Raw genomic sequence first — 20,934 nt, 5'->3', positions numbered from 1 at the left:
CGGTGGCTGCCGTTCCGGATGGCCGAGTCGTGAGGGCGTGGGTCAGTACGATGGAAGTTCCGTCATCTGTGGGAGGAGTTCCCTTGCCGGACGAGGTCGCGCCCGTCGCGTCGTCCTCGGGGGATGCCGTCGAACACGCGGCTCCCTCGGACGACGCCACACGTGCCACACCGGGCCCCTCGGGCCATCCTCCGGTGGGCGCCGGAGGAGCCGACGAGGCCGCCGGCCGGGCCCGGCCCGACGCGGCGCCCGCGACGCCTGCGCTGCCACCGGGTGAGGGCGGCGGGCAGGCGCCCGCCGAACGGTCGGCCGCGGCCGACCCGGGCCCGGCCGGATCGGGCTCGGGCGAACCACCGGACGCCGCGGCGGACCACCCCGAATCGGGCGGATCGCGCGCGGACCGGGCACCGGCCGAGGACAGCGCCGACGGTCCCCGAGGCAGCGACGGCCACAGCGGACCCGCCGCCGGCGCGGCCGGGCCCGAGGCCAGGGGACCCAGACCGGCGGCCAAGGCGGCACCGAGCCCCGCCGGCGCCTCGCGCGGCACCGGTACCGAGCGCTCGCGCTCGTTGCGGGTGGACGGCCCCAGCCGGGTCCGGGCCCGGCTGGCCAGGCTGGGCGTGCAGCGCAACAGCGTCTACAACCCGGTTCTGGAGCCGCTGCTGCGGGTGGTCCGGGTCAACGACCCCAAGGCCGACCTGCGCCAGATCGAGCGGGCGTACACCACCGCCGAGCGCTGGCACCGCGGCCAGCGGCGCAAGAGCGGCGACCCGTACATCACCCACCCGCTCGCGGTGGCCAGCATCCTGGCCGAGCTGGGGATGGACCCGCCGACGCTGATGGCGGGGCTGCTGCACGACACCGTCGAGGACACCGACTACGGGCTGGACGCGCTGCGCCGCGATTTCGGCGACACCGTGGCGATGCTCGTGGACGGCGTGACCAAGCTGGACAAGGTCAAGTTCGGCGAGGCGGCGCAGGCCGAGACCGTGCGCAAGATGGTCATCGCGATGGCCAAGGACCCCCGGGTCCTGGTGATCAAGCTCGCCGACCGGCTGCACAACATGCGCACGATGCGCTACCTCAAGCGGGAGAAGCAGGAGCGCAAGGCCCGCGAGACGCTGGAGATCTACGCCCCGCTGGCGCACCGGCTGGGGATGAACACGATCAAGTGGGAGCTGGAGGACCTGGCGTTCGCCATCCTCTACCCCAAGATGTACGACGAGATCGTGCGCCTGGTCGCCGAGCGGGCACCCAAGCGGGACGAATACCTGGCCCTGGTCACCGATCAGGTGCAGGGCGATCTGCGCTCGGCGCGGATCAAGGCCACGGTCACCGGGCGGCCCAAGCACTACTACTCGGTCTACCAGAAGATGATCGTGCGCGGTCGCGAGTTCACCGAGATCTACGACCTGGTGGGCATCCGGGTCCTGGTCGACTCGGTCCGGGACTGCTACGCGGCGCTGGGCACCATCCACGCGCGCTGGAACCCGGTGCCGGGGCGGTTCAAGGACTACATCGCGATGCCCAAGTTCAACATGTACCAGTCCCTGCACACGACGGTGATCGGCCCCGAGGGCAAGCCGGTCGAGTTGCAGATCCGCACCTTCGACATGCACCGCCGGGCCGAGTACGGCATCGCCGCGCACTGGAAGTACAAGGCCGAGGCGGTCGGCGCCAAGGGTGCGGCGAAGACCGACGCCAAGCCCGCGCGCAAGGGCGAGAACCCGGCCAACGACATGGCCTGGCTGCGCCAGCTCCTGGACTGGCAGCGGGAGACCGAGGATCCGGGCGAGTTCCTGGAATCGTTGCGCTTCGACCTCTCCAGCCAGGAGGTCTTCGTCTTCACGCCCAAGGGCGACGTGATAGCGCTGCCGGCCGGCTCGACCCCGGTCGACTTCGCCTACGCGGTGCACACCGAGGTCGGCCACCGCACGATCGGGGCCCGGGTCAACGGGCGGCTGGTCCCGCTGGAGAGCCGGCTGGACAACGGCGACCTGGTCGAGGTGTTCACCTCCAAGAGCGAGACCGCGGCGCCGAGCCACGACTGGCTCGGCTTCGTGAAGTCGCCCAGGGCGCGCAACAAGATCCGCCAGTGGTTCTCCAAGGAGCGCCGCGAGGAGGCGATCGAGCAGGGCAAGGAGGGCCTGACCCGGGCCATGCGCAAGCAGGGCCTGCCGTTGCAGCGGTTGATGTCCGGCGGCGGGGACACCCTGGTCACCCTCGCGCACGAGCTGCGCTACCCGGACATCTCGTCGTTGTACGCGGCGATCGGGGAGGGGCACGTCTCGGCGCAGACGATCGTGCAGCGCCTGGTCGAGTCGCTCGGCGGCGAGGAGGGCGCGTCGGAGGATCTGGCCGAGGCCACCCGGCCGACCACGACCCGCCGTCGGCCCCGCTCGACCGGGAACCCCGGGGTCGTGGTCAAGGGCGTCGACGACATCTGGGTCAAGCTGTCCCGCTGCTGCACGCCGGTGCCGGGCGATCCGATCATCGGCTTCGTCACCCGGGGCAACGGCGTCTCGGTGCACCGGCAGGACTGCGGCAACGTCGAGTCGTTGTCCCAGCAGTCCGAACGCATCGTCGACGTCGAGTGGGCGCCGACCGCGTCCTCGGTGTTCCTGGTCGCGATAGAGGTGCAGGCGCTGGATCGTTCGCGGCTGTTGTCGGACATCACCCGGGTGTTGTCCGACCAGCACGTGAACATCCTGTCCGCGTCGGTGGCCACCACCCGGGATCGGGTCGCGGTGAGCCGGTTCACCTTCGAGATGGGAGACCCCAAGCACCTGGGGCACGTGCTCAAGGCGGTGCGCGGGGTCGAGGGCGTGTTCGACGCGTATCGGGTGACCAGCGGGCGGCAGCAGTAGGGCCGGTTCGGCAGGGGTGGGGCTCGGCTCGTGCGAGCCCCTGCGTGGCCGCACACGCGCGCCTTCGCACACGCGCGCGAGGCGGCGTCGGGAGGGATCCCGGCGCCGCCTCGGGCGTGGTCGGCTCAGCCGCGCGGGCCGCGCCAGACGGTCATCGAGATCTTCCAGTACTGGCTGGGGCCCGAGGTGGACGGGATCTCGTTGATCCGGACGGTGCCGACCAGGCCGTTGGTGGTGTCCTTGGTGCAGATCACCGAGCCCACCTTGAGGTAGGTGAACGGCAGTTGGTTGTCGTTCGCGTATCGGGTCTCGCCCAGGCAGGTCCGGAAGTCGCTGGGCTGCCCCGGGTCGAGCAGCACCATCTCCTTGCCCTGGATGTAGTTGCCGTCGGCGTAGAAGTACAGGACGCCGTCGTTCAGCGTGCAACTGCCCTTCCACGTGCTGCTGAAGCCCAGGCCGATGCAGTAGCCGTTGGGGACGTCCAACTGCCGCTCGAACAACACGCCGCCCTCGGCCACGCCGCCGGCGGTGGCGATCGCGGTGGCGCTCTCGCCGGGGCGGGCCGCGATCGACGGCGCGCCGGTGCCGGTGGGGTCGGTGGTCGGGGCGCCGGTGCGTTTGGCGCTCGGGGTGGCCGTCGGGGCGGGTACGCCGCCGACAGGGGCGTTCGGGGACTGGGTCTGGGGCTGGGACTGGGTCTGTGAATCGGCCTTTGCCGCAGGGGACTTGTCGTCCTTGTCCTTGTCGCGCAGGCCGAGCGCCAGGCCGCCGCCGGCGGCGGCCAGGACCAGTACGGTGACCGCCGCGATCAGCGCGCGGCGCTTGCGCCGGCGGCCCACCGCCGGGTCCTTGGGCGCCCTGGGCGGTTGTTCGTTGACCCGGCGGGTGACCTCGGCGACCAGGGTCGGCGGCAACCAGCCCTCGCCGATCTGCAACCGGGTGCCCTCGGAGGCGACCCGGCACAGCTCGATCACCTCCTGCGGGGTCGGGCGGCGGTCCGGGTCCTTGTCCAGGCAGCGACGCACGACCGGCAACAACTGCGCGGGTACGGCCGACAATTCGGGTTCCTGGTGGACCACGCGGTAGAGCACCGAGCTGTCCGTGCCCTCGCCGAACGCGGACATTCCGGTGGCCGCGTAGGTGGCCAGCGAGCCGAGCGCGAACACGTCGGTGGCGGGCTTGGAGGGCAACCCCCGGGCCTGCTCGGGGGCCATGAACGCGGGGGTCCCGATGCTCATCCCGGTCCGGGTGAGCGGTGTGGCGTCGGCGGCGCGGGCGATGCCGAAGTCGATCACGCGCGGGCCGTCGGCGGCCAGGATCACGTTGGACGGCTTGAGGTCGCGGTGGATCACGCCTGCCTGGTGCACCGACTGGAGCGCCTCGGCGACGCCGGCCAGCAGGACCAGGACGGTCTCCGCGGGCAGCGGACCGTGCCGGTAGACGGCCTCGTACAGGGAGGGGCCCGGCACGTAGGCGGTGGCCAACCACGGCTGCGCGGCGTCCGCGTCGGTGTCGATCACGGGGGCGGTGTACAGGCCCTGGACGCGCTGGGCGGCGGCCACCTCCTGGCGGAAGCGGCGGCGGAACTCCGGGTCGTCGGCGAACTCGCCGCGGATCACCTTGATCGCGACGGGGCGACCGCCGGGCGTGTAGGAGAGGTACACCCGACCCATGCCGCCCGAGCCGAGCCGGGCCCGGAGCAGGTAGCCGCCGACGGAACGCGGGTCGTCACCTTCCAGGGGTGCGAGCACGGCTCGGTCGGGGCCGTCCCAGGAGGGTGGCACGGGGGCGGGGGTGGGGGCGGCTTCGTGGGCTTCGCTCGCCTCGTGGGCGGCGGCCGGGGGGCGTTGGCCGGGGGGCCGCTCCACGACGGGCGGTTGCACGGCGGCGGGTGGGGTGGGGGCGGCGGCCTGTGCGTGGGCGGGCAGGTTGGGGTTGGGGCGGGTGGGCTCGGTGTGGGGATCGGGGTGGGCGGGTTGGTGGGTGGGGGCGCCGGCGGTCTCGTCGGGCGCCGACGCGGGTGGGGGTGTGGGTGCGGTCGCTGCGGCCGGGGTGGGGCGGGTGGGCTCGGCGGGGGGCTCGGGCTGGGCGGGCTGGTGGATGGGGGCGATGGTGGTTTCGTCCGAGGCGGGTGCGGGTGCGGACGGCGGTGGGGTGGGCTCAGTGGGGTCGGGGGAAGTGGGGGGCTCGGCGGGGGACTTGTTCGGGAGGGCGTCGGTGATCGGGGCGACGGTGGTTTCGTCGGAGGCGGACGCGGACGCGGGGGTGTGCGTGGCCGGCGGTGTTGTGGTGGCCGCTCCGGCGGCCGGTGGTGCCGGTGGGGCGGTCGGCGTGGCCGGCGATGCGGGCGTCGGGTCGGCGGTCGTGTCGGGGGTGGGGGCTGCGGCCGGCTCGGTGGGCGCGGCGGCGGGCTTGGCCGGGGCCGCCGGGGCGGCCGGGATCGTCTCGGCCGGCGGCGTGCCGTGGGTCGGCGGGGCCTGGGTCGGCGGCGGCGGTGTGGCAGGCGGGGGCGGCGTCGCGGGTGCGGCCGGGTAGGCCGGGGGCGGCGGGGTGTTCGGGGCGGGCGGGCGGCCGATCGACGGGGCGGCGCTCGGCCGAGGCGGCGGCGGGGGAGTGGCGGGCGCGGCGGGGGCGACGGGGGCGGGCTCGGGAGCCGGGCCGGCCAGGTGGGCGGCGGCCACCTCGCGCCACTTGGCCTCCCAGCCGGCGGGGGTCGCGCCACAGGCTGCGACGATCGCCATGGTGACGCCGAGCGAGGGCAACATCGCCCCGGACAACGCCGCCGTCAGGACCGTCTCGTCGACGCCCGCGCGCCGGGCCAGTTCGGCCGCCGGCACCTCACCCGCCGTGTCCCGGATCGCTCTCAGTGCGGTGGCGAATTCGATCAGCGGATCTGGCTGAGACATGGGTGCTCCCCCGTACCTGTTTCCTGAACCCGTGGTGATTGCGGGTCACATGATGATGGATCACCTGGCTCGAAAGCACCTCGGCGACAAAACCGGAAGCAACCCGTAGCCATCGCCGGCCGGCCCCGACTGCCGGGGCACCGAACCCGGTTCGGCACCCGAGCAGGCTCGCGAACACCGACGCCGAAACCACGCCGCCCGGCGTCCGCCTCGGCGCCTCGGGCCGACACGTGCCGGAACTGTACGCCCCGGCGGGCTCGTTCCGAATGCCGACGAACCGGGAGCCCGCCGGCCGGGGCGGTGCAGCGACCCACGACGCCGGGCGGCCACACCGGTGCCTCCGTCTGCGTCGCCCGTCGGGCCGGCATCACAATCCGGCCCACCGGCACCCGCTCCCCGGCGAGCCGGAGTCGTTGACCGTAGTTTCCTTACGTCATATAGTTACTGCATGTTGAGTGTCGTGGGACTGCGCAAGCGATACGGCGAGGTCGTCGCGTTGGACGGGTTCGAACTCGACGTGGGAGTGGGCGAGATCGTCGGGCTGGTGGGGCACAACGGGGCCGGGAAGACGACGTTCGCGCGCGCCGTGGCGGCGCTTTTCCGGCCGGATGCGGGGGAGATCCGCATCGACGGTCGGCAGGTCACCCATCGACGGCGTCTGCCACACGAACTCGGTCTCGCCCCACAGGAGTTGGCGCTGTTCCCGACCACCGCGCGGGAGAATCTGCGCTATGCGGGCCGGCTGTACGGCCTCGGCCGGCGGCTGCTCGCCGAGCGGATCGAGGAGGTCGCCGAGGCGCTCGGGCTGACCGAGCTGCTGCCCCGGCCGGTCGAGGAACTCTCCGGCGGTCAGCAGCGGCGACTGCACGCCGCCGCCGCGATGTTGCACCGGCCCCGGGTGTTGCTCCTGGACGAACCGACCGTGGGTGCCGATCCGGTCACCCGCGAACTGCTCCTGCGCGCCGTGCGGGTGATGGCCGAACAGGGCACCGCGGTCGTCTACACCACCCACTACCTGCCCGAACTCGACGTTCTCGACGCGACGTTGGCGGTCGCCGACCACGGTCGGGTGATCGCCCGGGGTGCGCGGGCCGAGTTGCTGGCCGCGCTGCCCGGCCGGGTCACCCTGACCTTTGCCGACGGTGCCGGGCTGCGCTTCCCGGGCGACCTGCGCGAGCAGGACACCAGGGCCGACGGCGACGACGTGGTGATCACCGCGATCGACCCGGCCGCCGCCGCCGCGCGGCTGCTCGCGGCCAATCCGGAGCACGCGGCGCGGTTGCGCTCGATCGCGATGGACGCGCCGTCCCTCGACGACCTCTATCGGGAGTTGTTGACCCGCAATGGCGCTTGAACTCGCCGGTGTCCGCCGGTTCGCGGCGGTCGCCCGCCACCAGTGCGTCCTGATGGCCGGCGACCCCGGCCCGCTGATCGCGTTCACCGTCATCCCGATGGTCCTGGTCAGCGTGATCCGGCCGATGATGGTTCTGCTGGCCGCGGTGCGGCCCGACGACGGGACCGACGGCACCGCCCAGGCCACCGCCGGGATGGCGGTGATGTTCTCGCTGTTCGTGCTCAAGTTGGTCGGCGCCGGCTTGCTCGACGAACGCACCACGTGGCACACCTGGGACCGGGTCCGGGCCAGTCCGGCCCGGCTGGGCGAGATCCTGCTCGGCAAGGCCGCACCGATGTTCGCCTTCCTGCTGGTCCAGCAACTGCTCCTGTTCGGCTTCTCGGCCGGCGTATTCGGGCTGCGACCGGCCCGGGGGTGGTGGCCGGTCCTGTTGGTGAGCGTGGCGTGGCCGCTGTGTGTGCTGGCGCTGGGGACCGGCGCGTCCACCCTGGTCCGTACCTCCGCCCAGTTGAGCGCCGTCGGGGACATCTCCGCCGTGGTCACCACCATCATGGCCGGCGCGCTGGTGCCGTCGGCGATGTTGCCCGGGTGGATGCGGCACCTGGGTCCGTGCACCCCCGGCTACTGGGCGATGAGCGCCTATCGTTCGGCGCTCACCGGGCGGGCCCCGCACGGTCTCGTCGTCTCGCTCGCGGTGCTGGCCGGGTTCGCCCTGGCCGGACTGGCGGCCGGGGCCTGGGCCGGTCGGCGGGCGTCGCGCTGATCCCACACCACAAGCGCCGCGGCGGCGATGTCCTCGTGCGTGATGGTCACCGCGATCGCCGCCCCCTCGTCCCCGCCGGCCGCCGCCCGCGCCGCGCCGCCCAGCAGCACGGTGGGCCGATGTCGGCGCCGACACACCCCTTCCGGCGCGGGACAACCGGCCTCGTCCGGCAGGATCTCCACCTGCGACCACACCGGCTCGCGCACCCCCAGCACCGCGAACACCGCGAGCTTCGCGGCGTACTTCCCGGCCCAGGACAAACTCGCCGACCCCCGCGCCAGGTCCAAGCGCTCGCGGGCGGAGAAGACCTGCTCGGGGGCGGCCGGCAGCACGTCGTCCGGACACCGGCTCGGCAGCGGCAGCACCACCAGCACGGCGCTGCCCCGGTGGTCGCGAAAACGCGAGACGGCGAGCCCGGGGGGATACCCCGGACCCGCCGTCCGCGCCGCCGGGGGGTCCGCCTCGACCGCCCGCCCGTCGGCATCGCTCATCGGGGCACGACCCCCGCACCGCCGTCCGGCGCACCCAGCACGGTCGCGATCACCGCACCGCAACCGACCGTGCCGATCAGTACCCGGCCCACCGGCGTCGAGCCGACCCCCGCCGAGAAGCGGGCGCCGTCCGCGGGCAGCCGCAGGTCGCCGCGCATCGCCGCGATCGCGGCGACCGCGTCCACCAGGCCGCCTGCGGCCATCGTCTCGCCGACCCGCCGCCGGGTGTGCCCGATCGGCGTCGAGTCCGGGAACAGCCCGGCCAGCGCGTGCAGTTCGGCCTGTGCCTCGGCCCGATCCCGGTCCGCCCCGGCGGCCAGCACCCAGTCGATCTCGCGCGGACCGCGACCGGCGGCGGCCAGTGCCCGAGTCGCCGCTGCCGTGAACGCCGCCGGATCCGCGACCCGCCCGGCCCGAAAGTCCGCGCCGCCCGCCTGCCCGGTGCCCTCGACCACGGCCAGCGCCCGCCGGCCGCGGGCCCGGGCTCGCGCGGCGGACTCCACCACGACCGCGACCGCGCCGTCGGCCCACCGGCCGGAACCCCACCACCGGGTCTGGGCGTCCAGGACCGCGTCGGTGATCTCGTCGCAAGCCACCACCACCGCGTATGGCACGTCGCCGCGCGAGACCAGCGCGCACGCGTGGTCCAGCGCCTGGAGACCGGCCGTGCCGCCGGAGAGAAACGTGATGGTCGGCCCGCGCAGACCCAGGCAGATGCCCAACGTCCCGGGTGCGGAGGTCATCGTGGTGCGGGCAAACGACGATCGTCGTTCCGGTACCAGCAGTTCGGACAACGAGCGGCCGAACTCCTCGACGCTGCGCATCGGTCCGCCCGCCGTGGCGAACATCAGCGCCGCCTCCTCGGCCGGTCCGTCGTCGGTACGCGGATCGATGCCCGCCTCGCGCAACGCCTCCCACGCGGCCAACGCCGCACGGCGGGTGTAGTCGTCCATCCGGCGCCACAGCGCGGGCAACACCTGTTCCGGCCGGACCGGTTCCGGGTTCGCCGCCTCGGCCGCCTCGGCCGCCTCGGCCGACGCAGTCGAGCGTCCCGGCGCCGGTGCGCCGCCGGCCAGCGCGGCCAGCAGCGCGGCGTGTCCGGTGCCGGTCGGGCCGACCGCCCCCACGCCGGTGAGCACCGCCCGCTCGCGGGCCGCCCGGAGCCGGGGTCGGGTACGCACCCCGGTGGGCGAGGCGAGCAGGATCGAGGCGTTGTTGCCGCCGAACGCGTAGCTGTTGGACAACACCACCTCCACCCGGGCCGACCGGGCCAGGTCGGGGACGATGTCGATGCGGTCGTCGAGCGCGCCGCCCGCGCCCGCCGTCGGCGGCAGCACCCCGTCGCGCAGCGCGAGCACCGACGCGACCGCCTCGATCGCCCCGGCGGCGCCGAGCGTGTGCCCCACCGCGGACTTGACGCTGCTGATCGGGACCGAGCCCACCCGGTCGCCGAACAGCAGGATCATCGCCTCCTTCTCCATCGCGTCGTTGTTGGCCGTACCCGTGCCGTGCCCGCTGACGTAGTCGACCCGCTCCGGGCCCAGACCGCCGGCCGCCAACGCGCGTCGTGCGGCGGCCAGGGCACCTCGCGCGGTGGGGTCCGGCGCGACCGGATGGTAGGCGTCCGCGGACATCCCGCTGCCCAGGAACTCCGCCAGGATCGTGGCGCCGCGCCGGACCGCGTGCTCCCACTCCTCCAGGATCAGCACCGCCGCGCCCTCGCCGATGCTCATCCCGTCCGAAACCGTGTACGGGGCACAGCGGTTGGGGCTGGTGGCGCGCAGGCCGTGGAAGCCGGCGAGGGCGAACAGGCACAGGGATTCCGCGCCGCCGGAGACCATCACCTCGGCCCGGCCGTCCCGGATCTGCGCGGCCGACCAGGCCAGCGCGGTGGTACTCGACGCGCATGCCGTCGAGATCACCGCCTGCGGCCCGCGCAGCCCGAAGCGGCGGGCCACCTCGTCGGCCGGCCGGGTGTACATGTCCACCACGTGCCGGTCCGCGCGCAGCGGCAACTCGGCGCCGTCGGCGTGGAACATGCCCTGGCAGGTACCGATCCCCAACCCGTGCCGGGCGCCGTCCGCGATCGGCGTGGCCAACCCGCTGTCGGCCAGCGCCTCGGCGACCGCCACACCGAGCATCGCCGTGGTGCGCTCGACCGGTTCGCCGGCGGTCGCGGCGGCGAGCGCGTCGTCGTCCACGCGCGTGACGAACAACTCGCCGACCGAACCGGGCACCGTGCCCAGCGGACGCAGCGCGCTGCGACCGGCCGACAACGATTCCCAGAACGGCTTGACCCCGATGCCGAATCCGGACACCAGACCCAGTCCGGTGACGGCCACCCTGCGGTCACCGCCGACCCCGTACGGGAGTTCGGCGGCCGATTGCGGGTCCGTGTCCATCGGGCCGCCCCTCACGCGATCGAGGTGGACCAGCTCAGCGGGACCAGGTACGGCGACGACACCGAGCGCGCCGGGATCGGGCCGTTCGCCCCCGCCACCTCCCAGTCGAAGCCGGAGGCCGCCCACTCGGGCGCGATCCGGGCCAGCGCCAGGGTGCACGCCAGGCCGGGGCTGTCCGCGTGGTGGATCAGCCGCCCGATGGTCAGGCCCGCGACGGACACCTCGGCATGCTCGGGCAGTTCGACCCCACGCGGCATGGTCAGGCCGACGGTGCGTACGGCGGGCCCGGTCTTGAACTCCGCCAACACCGCGTCACGGCCGATGAAATCGGGCTGGTCCAGGTCGACCAGCCAGTTGTAGCCGCAGCCCAGGACCGTGTCGCCGGGCCCGACCTCACGATGCGGCAGCGGCTGGCGCACCTCCAGCATGGCGGCCTCCAGGGTGCGATACCCGGCCGGCACCGCGGACTTCGCCACCGCCGCGTCGAACAGGTCGTCGGCCAGAGCCGGGGGCACGAACACCTTGTAGCCGTATTCGCCGGTGTAACCGCTGCGCGCGACCAGCACCGGAGCATCCCGCCAGGTGCGATGCACGATGCCGCCCAACGGCACCGAGGTCACCCCGTCGCCCAGCAACTCCCGCAACACCCGCCAGGCGAAGGGCCCTTCCAGGCCCAGGGTGCTGAACTCGGTTCGCACGTCGATCGGTTCGACTGCACCACCACCCCCGCCGTCGAGCGCGGCGCCGGCCGAGATCAGGTGGGCGAGGGTGTCCGGGCCGCGACCGAAGGCGGTCTCGATCAGCCAGCGGTCGCGCAGTCGGTACACCGTGACCGTGTCGAGCGGATGCCCCTCGGGATCCAGCAGCAACGACGTCGCCGACTGGCCGGGGAACACCGAGCCCAGGTCGCCGGGCACCACGGCGCGCAACAACGCCTGCGCGCCCGCGGTCGGCAGCGCGATCAGTCCGGTGGAGTTCAGGTCGAACAGCGCGGCCTCGTGCCGGAGCGCGTGGTACTCGCGTTCGTCGTCGGTGTAGGTCCAGGGCACTACCGCGTGCCCGATCGTGACGGTCCGAATCGGTGTAGCCGGCACAGTGATATCCCTTCGTCTCATGGGAGTTCGGCGCAGGACCCGCCGGGGCGCGGTACGCGTGCGGCGGGCTCACCCGGCCTTGGCGGCGGCGGCCCGGACCGCCTCGGCGAGCCGACCGAGCACGCCGGCGTCGATCGGGTGCGGCCCGTCGAGCACGGCGAGGCAGGTCGCGGTGACCGCGTCGCCCGCCGCCGGCGCGCCGGGCCGGGACAGCGCCCGGATCGACCAGTCGTCGCCGTCCCGGAAGCCGAGCACCTCGGCACCCGGCGGGGCGGCGAGGAGCAGGCCGGGCCCGGCCGGATCGGCCGGATCGGCGGGCTCGGCGGCGACCAGCGCGCCGATGCCGGGGGATCCGGCGATCGGCCGGTTGGAGCCGTGCGGTGCGGGGTGATACTCGAATTCCATGCCCTCGCGCAGGCCGCGGAAGGACCACGGCTCGCGCTGCGCGGCGTGCACCGCGACACACACGTCCGGCGGGTGGCCGAGCACGCCCGCGTCGTCGTGCAGATGGGTGAGCACCATCAGCAGCGGCGTGCCCGCCGCCATCAGGTAGTCGACGTCCAGGCCGACGGTCGACCCGGCCAGGTCGAGCTCACCGGTGAGCCGGACGCCGGACCAGTCCAGGCCCGCCGCGCTCAGGCCGGTCGGCGCGGTGCGCACCGGCGTCCAGGCGAACTCCTCGCGCGCGACGCTGATGCCGGGGTCGGCGCGATGGGCGACGGTGGACACGTTGATCCCGCCCCGGGCGCCGGCCACGATGCCCATCGGCCGGGTGCGCGGGTAGGTGGAGCGCAACAGTTCGCTGCCGCCGCGCCGGCGCAGGCCGACCACGCCGGCGCCGAAGTCGGGGGCGATCCGGGCGGTCAACTCGCCGTTGTCCAGGACCCACACGTTGCCCGCGTCCGCCGCCGACACCGGCCCGGCCGCGGCCGGCACCGGCAGCACGTCGCACGTCGCGCCCTGCCGGGCGAGTTCCTCGGTCCAGGCCAGGTGCACGCGGACCGGCCCTTGTACGCCGGCCGGCACCTCGACCCGCCCGGCGAAGGAGTGGTCGGCCGCGCCGGCCGCGGTGCCCTCGAACAGGGTGTGCACCGGTCCGTCGCCGACCGCCGCGGTCAGTCGGCCGTGTCGGGGCCGGACGGACAACACGGTGAGCCGACCGCGCACCTGCACGGCACCCGGCTCGTGACCGGCCGCCGCGTCGGTCGAGGCCGGCCCGGACGGCTCGGCAGGCTCGGCCCGCGCCGTCGGATCCAGCGCGATCCGTACCGGCACGGGCGCCGAGAGCGGCGGCCGAGCGATCACCGGCGCGGCCGTCCCGGGCTCGCTCACCGCCGACCACGCCGCACGCACCGTGCGTTCGTCGCCCGGACCGCAGAAGAAGGCGTAGCCGGGGAAGGCGAGCACGCCGTCCTCGCCCGCGTGCCCCGGCTCGGCGGCGAGCAACAGTGAGGGCATCCACTGCAACCCGAACCGCAGTTGCGCGGCCCGATCCCAGAGCAGCCCCACGCTGTGCCCGCCGTCGTCGGTGAACGCGGTCCAGCGCTCCGCCAAGCGTTGCGGGTCGCGCGGCAGGTCGGCCGAGCCGGCCATCTCCAACGAGTGCATGCCGAAGGGGAATCGTTCGTACACCAGCGGCGCGCGCAACAACCCCTCGGTCAGCGGGACGCTCATCGTCAACGCCCGACCGCGCGCCCACGGATGGATCCGCAGCAGCGCCTCGCCGGCCGCGACGGCCCGGGACAATTCGGGTTCGGCGCCGACGAGTTCGGTGCGTACTTCGAGCACCTGGTCACCGCCCAGCAACAGCGTTCGGCGCACCCGCGCACGGGCCAGCCCCAGGTCGGGACGGCCGGCGCCGTAGGCCGCGCCGTGGCGCTGCCACCAGACGTTCGCCGGTGCCTCCAGGGTGAGTTCGGCGCGGCCCTCGTGCACGGTCGCCCGTACGCAACGCAGGTCGCGGCGTGGCGGGGTCTTGAGCGCGGGCGGAAAGGGCGGGCCCAGGTCCGGCCACAGTTCGCGAATCGCGGGCCCGGGTCCGCACGCCGGTTCGATCTCGCAGGTCCCGGTGGCCCGATCGACGGCGAGCCGCAGCCAGCGGTTGCTCAACGACCAGTGCCCGTCCCGCTCGTGCAGTTGCGGCAGGTTCCGGCGCGACGGTCGGGGAACATCGGTCGGGGCGGGTCGTGCGGCGACCGCGTGCAGCCAACTGTGCAGGGTCAGTCGAGCCGGCTGCCGGCCGCCGGCGTGCGAGACGTCGGTCACGACGGTGAGTTCGGCCTCGTGCTCGCCGGCCCGCCGGGGGGTGAACGCGGCCACGCCCTCGATGGTCTCGCCGGGGATCAGGGTGAACTCGCGGACCCGCGCCGGTTCGCCGGCACCGCCGTGGCGCACCTCCAGGGTGCCGGCGATCACCCGGGTGCCGAGGTTGGCGACCCGGTATCCGAACTCGGCGGGGGCGTCGACCGGGACCCGGCGTGCGGGGGACGTCGGGTGGAAGTCGAGGTGCAGGCCGTCCCAGTCGAGTGCGCAGACCCGGTCGTGTGCCAGGTCGACGACGAAGGCGCTCTCCGCGCCCGAACCGATCATCGAGTATCGGAAGGTGGGCGCGCCGTGGTAGTCGCCGACGTCGTCCGCCGCGTTCCGCGGGGCCCGGCCCGGCACCCACGGGCTGGAGCCGAAGTCGGTCCAGGCGCGCGCGAGTTCCGCCTGGCGCTCGCCCAGGCCCAGGGCCTCGATGATGAAGCGGTAGAGGTACGGCAGATGCGAACGGAATTCCAGCCGGTCGTCGCCGCACGGGTCGGTCGAGGCCTGCCGGAAGCCGCCCGGCCGCACGATCGCGACCATCGACGGGTTCGCCGGCGAGGCGTTGCAGTCGACCCGGTCGTAGCCGTGCGCCACGCAGTAGGCGAACGCCTCGACGAACAGCCGGATGGGCACCGCGCCGAGGCGGAACTTCGGGTCGATCGCGAAGGTGTCCATCCACACCACCGCCCCCTGGCCGGCCTTGAGCGCGGAGACCGGATACAGCGCCAGGGAGCCCACCACGCGGTCCTCGGCCAGCGCCACGAAGGTTTCCACGGCGCCGCGTTCGGCGGCGAAGCCGGTGTAGTCGTCGGCCGACAGCGGCGCGCCGCCCAGCGGCCCGGGGTTCCAGTGGAAGGCGTTGATCCAGGCGGCCATGGCCGCCGCGTCCACCGAGGCGACGAGGGCGACCACGACCTCGGCGACACGTTCGCCGGGGCCGGGCATCAGGCGTCCTCGCGCCGGGACTCGATGAAGTCGGCCAGCATGTTCACCGAGCCGAACCGGTCGAGCTCGTCGTCGGTGATGTTCACCTTGAACTGCCACTCGATGCCGACCACGACCTCGATCACGTGGATGCTGTCGAGTTCCAGGCCGCGGCCCAGAATCGCCTGGTCGTCGGTGAGCCAGTCCGGGTCGAGGTCGAGGTCGAGTCGTTCGACGATCACCTCCTTGATCTCGTGGCACCGGAGTTGCCGCTCCCGTACCCGCTCCAGGATCCGTGCCTGCGCCGCTGTCAACACGCCGCGCTCCCTTCGATGTCGATGTCCTCCGGTCGTGCCGGATCACGGCCGATCACCACCGCGACCACGAGTCCGTCGCCGCAGCCCCACGCCGCGGCTGCGCCGCGCCCGGCCGGGCAACACGCGGACACGCCCGGCGCGCGTACCGACGCGGGGTGGGCGCGGTCGACGTACAGGCCCCGGATCAGCGCCTCGGCCCGCTCGCCGCAGGGGCAACGGCCGGGCCGGACCGGGTCGATCCGGATGTCGTGCCAGGCGAAGCCGGGACGGCGTCCGCCCGCGCACTTGATCGCCGCCTCCTTGAGGGCGATGCCCGCCGCGAGCCGTACCGGCGAGGTCGGTCGGGCCAGTGCCCAGCGCAGTTCGCCCGGGCCCAGCACGGCCCGCGCCACCCGTTCGTCCGCGCGGCCGGTCCGGGCCAGGCGGGCCACCCGGACCGCGTCGATGCCGATCCGGGTGGCGGTGCGGGCGCCGGACATCAGCGCGCCCCGGCGAACAGCCGGGAGCCGAAGCGGGCCAGTGGGCGCGGGGCGATGGTGGACAGCGCCGCGAGCACCCGGTAGGGGGCGCCGGGCACGCACACCGGTCGACCGCGCCGGACCGCCCGCAGCCCGGCCTGTGCCACCCGCTCGGCGGGCAGCCAGGCACGCGGGGGCACCCGGCTGACGTCGATGCCCGCCCGCCGGTGGAACTCGGTCGCGGTGAAACTGGGGCACAGCGCGCTCACCCGCACGCCGGAGCCGCGTACCTCGTCGTACAGCGCCTCGCTCAGACTCAGGCTGAACGCCTTCGCCGCCCCGTAGGTCGCGGTCAGCGGATCTGGCTGGAATCCGGCCAGCGAGGAGACGTTGACGATCCAGCCCGAGCCGCGCTCGACCATCGGCGCCAGCGCCGCGCGGCACAGCCGCAGCACCGCGACCGCGCTGAGCGCGACCACGTCCAACTCGGCCTGCACCGGCAGCGTGTGGAAGGCGCCCCTGGTGCCCGTCCCGGCGTTGTTCACCAGCAGGTCGATCGGGGTGTCGGTGGCCCGCAGGCGGGCCTCGACCAGGGTCAGGCCGGCGTCGGTGCGCAGGTCCGCGGCGATCGTGTCGACCGCCACGGCGTGCTCCGCGCACAGCCGCTCGGCGACCTCGGCCAGCCGGTCGCCGTCGCGGGCGACCAGCACCAGGCGCACCCCGTCCCGGGCGAGCAGGTCGGCGAAGGCGAGACCGATGCCGGCGGTGGCGCCGGTGATCAGGGCGGTTCGCCACGGTGCGTGCGGCGGCCGGGTGGTGGCCGGCGCGGGGGCCGGGGCGTTCACCCGTGCGACCCGTCGGCGGGAGTGAACTCCTCGGCGATGCGCATCAGTTCGTTGAACTTGGCGATCCGGTCCATCCGCGCCGGGCCACCCGCCTTGAGCCAGGTCGCCCCGCCGGCGACCGCGAGGTGGGTGATGAACGCGCTCGCGGTCTCGCCGCTGCGCTGGGAGACGACGGTGGTGATGCCGTGCCGGGCCCCGGCGTCCAGTGCGTCCAGGGCCTGGGTGACGGTGCCGACCTGATTGGGCTTGATCAGCGCGCCGTCGGCGAGGCCGGCCCGCACACCGCGATCGATGCGCTCGGCGTCGGAGGCGAACAGGTCGTCGCCGACCACCGCGGCGCGACCGACCAGGCGGGCGCGCAGTGCGTGCCAGGCGGCCTCGTCGGCCGGTTCGAAGGCGTCCTCCAGGAAGGTCAACGGGTAGCGGTCCACCCAGTCGAGGTAGCGCCGGGTCAAGTCCGCCGCGGACAACGGCTCTTCCAGCCACGGGAAGGCGTAGCCCGCCGGAGTGGCGAACTCCGCGCCGGACAGGTCCAGGCCCAGGTGGAAGTCCTGCCCGCCGACCAGACCGCAGTCCTCCGCGGCGGCGACGATCAGCTCCATGGTCGCCTCGCAGCCGCCCAGGTCCACCGACCAGCCGCCCTGGGTGCTGTCCGAGCAGCGATGGCCCTTGCCGGTCAGCCGGGCGGCCAGGGCCGCGCGGACCCGCACGCCCTGGTCGAGCGCGACCGCGGGCTCGGCGGCGGTGGGCAGCAGCAGGAACTCGGTGTAGACCGTGTTCGAGCCGACCGCGCCGTCCGCGATGTTGAACATCGGCACCGGAAGTCGAACCGGCCCCGGCCCCGATCCCGACTCGGCGAGGTGCCGGTACAGCGCCTGTCCGGAGGCCAGCGCACCCGCCTGCGCTACCGCCATCGAGGTGGCCACCGCGACGTTGCCGCCGATCCGACGGAAGTACGCGCCGCCGTCCACCTCGCGCAGCGCGGTGTCCACCGCCCGCTGGTCGCACACGTCGCGGCCGATCAGCGCGGGCCGCACCAGGTCCAGGACCGAGGTCAGTGCCGGGGCCACCGCCGCGAGCGTGGGCAGCGCCGTCGCGTCCTCCAGGACGTACGCCTCGAACTCGCCGGTGGTCGAACCGCGGGGAGCCGACTCGGCGACCCGGATGCCGCCGTCGGCGACGATCTCCACCTCGATCGCGGGAATGCCGTTGGAGTCGAAGACCGCTCGGGCCCCGACCTCGCGTATCAGCCGCACAGTGCGCTCCTTCACCATGTGTTGGTCACCGTCAGCAGTTCGGTGTGCCCGCTCGGCGCCCCGCCCGCGTCCGGGTCGAGCCGGGCGGCCCGGGTCGCCGCGGCGATCGCCTCGGCCTCGATCCCGTATCTGTCCAGCAGTTGCCGATAGGGCCCGGTCTCGGTGAACGTGTCCGCGATGCCCAGGCGCAGCACCCGGGGGCCGCCGCGCGCCGCGATCAGTTCGGCCACCGCGCCGCCCAGGCCGCCGATCGTGGTGTGCTCCTCGACGGTCACCACGAGCGAGCACGAGCGGACCAGGTCGTAGACCTCGGCGTCGGGGAACGGCTTGATCCGCAACGCCCCGAGCACGCGTGCGGAAACCCCGTGCCGGCCCAGCAGCTCGGCGGCGGCCACACATTCGGGTACGGCCACCCCGCAGGCCACGAACGCCACCTCGGGCGCCGGGCGATCCCATACCCGAAGGTCGCCCGGTCCGCGTGGGCCACCGGCCACCGGCGGCACCGGATTGCGGCACAGCCGGAGATAGTTCGGGCCGGGCAGCGGCGGCGCGCCGGACACGCCGGTGCCGGCCAACACCTCGCCGCCCAGCCGCTCGGCGTCCGCGTCGTCGGCGGGCACCCAGACGTTCATCCCGGGCACCGAGCGCATGAAGGCCAGGTCGGTGATCGCGTGGTGCGGGGCGCCCTCCAGCGAGCCGGACATGCCCGCGTAGTGGCCGGCGATGGTCACCGGCAGTCCCGGCCAGCCGATCGAGAGCAGGATCTGTTCGGCCGCGCGCCCGACCAGGATCGAGGCGAACCCGGAGACCACCGGGCGTAAACCGGCGAGGGCGAGGCCCGCGGCCATGCCCATCATGTTCTGCTCGGCGATGCCGGTGTTCAGGAACGAACCGGGCAGTCGGTCGGCGACCCGGCCGCTGCGGGTCGAATGGGAGCAGTCCCCGTCCAGGACGAACAGCCGCTCGTCGGCTTCGCAGGCCCGCAACAGGGCGGCGCCGAACGCGTCACGCATGGCTCAGTTCCTCCACTGCCTCGGCCAATCGGCCCGGGTCGGCGACCGAGTGCCAGTTCGGGTCGTCCTCCATGAACGAGACCCCGCGTCCCTTGACGGTGTGCGCGATCACCGCGCGGGGGCGCGGGTGGGGGCCGGCGCTCGGGGCGAGTGCGGCGATCAGCTCGGCGCAGTCGTGGCCGTCCGCCTCGACCACCTCCCAGCCGAACGCGCGCCACTTGGCGGCGAGGGGGGCGGCGCCCATGATGTCCGCGGTGCGGCCGTCGTGTTGGATGCCGTTGGCGTCCACGATCACGGTCAGGTCGGCCAGACCCAGTTGGGCCGCGCACATCGCCGCCTCCCACACCTGGCCCTCCTGGCACTCGCCGTCGCCGAGCAGCGCGAACACCCGGGCGCCGAGCCCGCGTCGGCCCAGCCCCAGGGCCATGCCCACGGCGACCGAGAACGCCTGGCCCAGCGAGCCGGAGCCGACCTCGATGCCGCGGGTGCGCGGGTCGGGGTGGCCCTGGAGCGGCGAGCCGAGCGCGCGCAGCGAGCCGGCCAGCTCGCGGGGGAGTACACCCAGGTCGATCAGCACCGCGTAGAGCGCGGGCGCCGCGTGTCCCTTGGAGAGCACGAACCGGTCCCGCTCGGCCCAGGTGGGATCGGCCGGACGGTGGCGCATGGTGTGGTAGTGGAGCACGGTCAGGATCTCGATCGCGGACAGCGAACTGCCGGGGTGACCGGCACCCGCCGCCGCGATCATCCGCATCGTGTCCAGGCGCAACCGGGCCGCCGTGGCGTCCAGTTCGGGGTGGCCGCTCATCGTGGTGCCGGATTCGTCAGGCGTACCGCGGTGACCACGTCGTCCAGGTGCGGGCTCTGTCCTCGGGCGGCCCGGTCGAAGGCGGTGACCAGTGCGGTCGCCGCCTCGTGTGGCAGCAGGTGCTCGTCGATCGCGCCGACCACGGCGGCGCCCAGCGAGGAACTGCACAACACCACGCCGTCCGCGCCGGTCACCTCGGCCGGCTCCAGCGGGCGGTGCTCGGGGGTCAGGCCCAGCGCGCCCTTGGCCACGATGCCGAGCAACTCCCGTGTGATGCCCGGGAGTACGCCCTCCTCGACGGGCGGCGAGATCAGCCGGTCGCCGGCCAGGACGAGCAGGCTGGCCCGCGAGGTCTCGGTGATCCGGCCCGCCTCGTTGCGAAAGAGCACGTCGTCCCGGCCGTCCCGGCGGGCCCGCAGCAGCCCGCGCCGGGCGCCGGCGTAGTGCGCCGTGGCCTTGACCCAGCGCGGCAGATCGGTGTGCGCCGGTCGGGGTTCGTCCACGGTGGCCAGGGTGAGCGGCCGGTCCGGCGCGTAGCCGTCGAGGGGGCGCAGGAAGACGCAGACCCCGGGCGGTCGTTCGTCGAGGAAGCCTTCCCCCTCGGCATAGGCGAACAGCCGGATGCCCACCGCGCCGCGCCCGGAGTGTCGGCGGGTCACCTCGACCACCGCGTCGGCCAATTCGTCCGCCGACCAGGAGAGCGCGAATCCCAGACCCTCGCAGGAACGGCGAAAACGGGAGAGATGTGCGCCCAGATCGAGAATGCGCAATTGGGTTCCGGTGGCATCGGCCACCGCGGCGCATCCGTCGAATACCACCTGGGCATAACGCATGGCGGCGGAGTCGATCGACAACCGCACCTCGTCGAGTGCGGTCAGGCGGCCGTCGCGCCAACATTCCTGATGCACAATCCAGCACCCCCAATATCCTTATGCAAAGGATAGCTATATGACGTATAGAATAGCTGTGTGCATAGGTGTGTCAACGCTGTGTCCGCGCCGGTCGGAATATCCGTCAGATATCCGGTCGATATTCGAGCCGTGCGGAAATCTGCATGCGAGCAGGCGGAACGAGCGGAACGAGCGGAACAGGCGGAACGGGCCGAGCAAGCGGAAGGGGCCGAACAGGCGCC

The 20,934-nt window shown here is 73.8% G+C and carries 14 protein-coding genes; 3 read left to right on the top strand and 11 right to left on the bottom strand.

All coding sequences use genetic code 11. The features are described 5' to 3' along the window. Positions 1 to 50 precede the first annotated feature (50 nt). Positions 51 to 2,867: a RelA/SpoT family protein gene (locus tag ABZ374_RS22570; RefSeq protein WP_360313763.1), complete on the top strand. Its 2,817-nt coding sequence runs from the start codon at positions 51 to 53 to the stop codon at positions 2,865 to 2,867. Positions 2,868 to 2,992: 125 nt separating this feature from the next. Here the strand turns inward: ABZ374_RS22570 and ABZ374_RS22565 are convergent, their stop codons facing one another. Beyond that, entirely contained in the window at positions 2,993 to 4,651 is a 1,659-nt protein-coding gene (locus ABZ374_RS22565) for a protein kinase (RefSeq protein WP_360313875.1), read from the bottom strand. A 1,570-nt stretch (positions 4,652 to 6,221) separates the two neighbouring features. On the opposite strand from ABZ374_RS22565, the gene ABZ374_RS22560 reads away from it, so the two are divergent. Both ABZ374_RS22560 and ABZ374_RS22555 read left to right on the top strand, forming a co-directional pair. Next, a complete protein-coding gene (locus tag ABZ374_RS22560; protein WP_360313761.1) occupies positions 6,222 to 7,127 on the top strand; it encodes an ABC transporter ATP-binding protein in 906 nt (301 codons plus the stop codon). Continuing rightward, the gene (locus ABZ374_RS22555; RefSeq protein ID WP_360313759.1) at positions 7,117 to 7,890 is read left to right on the top strand and encodes an ABC transporter permease; all 774 of its coding nucleotides are present in this window, start codon (positions 7,117 to 7,119) and stop codon (positions 7,888 to 7,890) included. The genes ABZ374_RS22560 and ABZ374_RS22555 overlap by 11 nt, the downstream gene beginning before the upstream one ends. A gap of 487 nt (positions 7,891 to 8,377) precedes the next feature. Here the strand turns inward: ABZ374_RS22555 and ABZ374_RS22550 are convergent, their stop codons facing one another. The 10 genes from ABZ374_RS22550 to ABZ374_RS22505 all read right to left on the bottom strand — a co-directional run bounded on the left by ABZ374_RS22550 (position 8,378) and on the right by ABZ374_RS22505 (position 20,710). Beyond that, entirely contained in the window at positions 8,378 to 10,783 is a 2,406-nt protein-coding gene (locus ABZ374_RS22550; RefSeq protein ID WP_360313757.1) for a beta-ketoacyl-[acyl-carrier-protein] synthase family protein, read from the bottom strand. An 11-nt stretch (positions 10,784 to 10,794) separates the two neighbouring features. Beyond that, a complete protein-coding gene (locus ABZ374_RS22545; RefSeq protein WP_360313755.1) occupies positions 10,795 to 11,877 on the bottom strand; it encodes a glycine cleavage T C-terminal barrel domain-containing protein in 1,083 nt (360 codons plus the stop codon). 69 nt (positions 11,878 to 11,946) lie between these two features. Beyond that, positions 11,947 to 15,129, bottom strand: a complete 3,183-nt coding sequence (locus ABZ374_RS22540; protein WP_360313753.1) for a hypothetical protein — start codon at positions 15,127 to 15,129, stop codon at positions 11,947 to 11,949. Next, positions 15,129 to 15,425 (bottom strand): acyl carrier protein, encoded by a 297-nt coding sequence (locus ABZ374_RS22535; protein ID WP_360313751.1) that lies wholly within the window; start codon positions 15,423 to 15,425, stop codon positions 15,129 to 15,131. The genes ABZ374_RS22540 and ABZ374_RS22535 overlap by 1 nt, the downstream gene beginning before the upstream one ends. Beyond that, a complete protein-coding gene (locus tag ABZ374_RS22530; protein ID WP_360313749.1) occupies positions 15,419 to 15,904 on the bottom strand; it encodes a 4'-phosphopantetheinyl transferase superfamily protein in 486 nt (161 codons plus the stop codon). The genes ABZ374_RS22535 and ABZ374_RS22530 overlap by 7 nt, the downstream gene beginning before the upstream one ends. Then, positions 15,904 to 16,728 carry an SDR family oxidoreductase gene (locus ABZ374_RS22525; protein ID WP_360313747.1) on the bottom strand — a complete coding sequence of 275 codons (825 nt, stop codon included), beginning with the start codon at positions 16,726 to 16,728 and terminating at the stop codon, positions 15,904 to 15,906. The genes ABZ374_RS22530 and ABZ374_RS22525 overlap by 1 nt, the downstream gene beginning before the upstream one ends. Further along, entirely contained in the window at positions 16,725 to 17,984 is a 1,260-nt protein-coding gene (locus ABZ374_RS22520) for a hypothetical protein (RefSeq protein WP_360313745.1), read from the bottom strand. Before ABZ374_RS22520 ends, ABZ374_RS22525 begins: the two co-directional genes overlap by 4 nt. Positions 17,985 to 17,995: 11 nt before the next feature. Beyond that, on the bottom strand, positions 17,996 to 18,997 hold the full coding sequence (locus ABZ374_RS22515; RefSeq protein ID WP_360313743.1) for a transketolase C-terminal domain-containing protein: 1,002 nt from the start codon (positions 18,995 to 18,997) through the stop codon (positions 17,996 to 17,998). Then, a complete protein-coding gene (locus ABZ374_RS22510) occupies positions 18,990 to 19,802 on the bottom strand; it encodes a transketolase (protein WP_360313741.1) in 813 nt (270 codons plus the stop codon). Before ABZ374_RS22510 ends, ABZ374_RS22515 begins: the two co-directional genes overlap by 8 nt. Next, the gene (locus tag ABZ374_RS22505; protein WP_360313739.1) at positions 19,799 to 20,710 is read right to left on the bottom strand and encodes an aminotransferase class IV; all 912 of its coding nucleotides are present in this window, start codon (positions 20,708 to 20,710) and stop codon (positions 19,799 to 19,801) included. The genes ABZ374_RS22510 and ABZ374_RS22505 overlap by 4 nt, the downstream gene beginning before the upstream one ends. Between the last annotated feature and the right edge of the window lie 224 nt (positions 20,711 to 20,934).

The organism is Embleya sp. NPDC005971 (assembly GCF_040629175.1).
Classification (GTDB): Bacteria; Actinomycetota; Actinomycetes; order Streptomycetales; family Streptomycetaceae; genus Embleya.
Note: the sequence above shows the minus strand (reverse complement) of the source record. Positions and strands in the feature narration are given on the sequence as shown.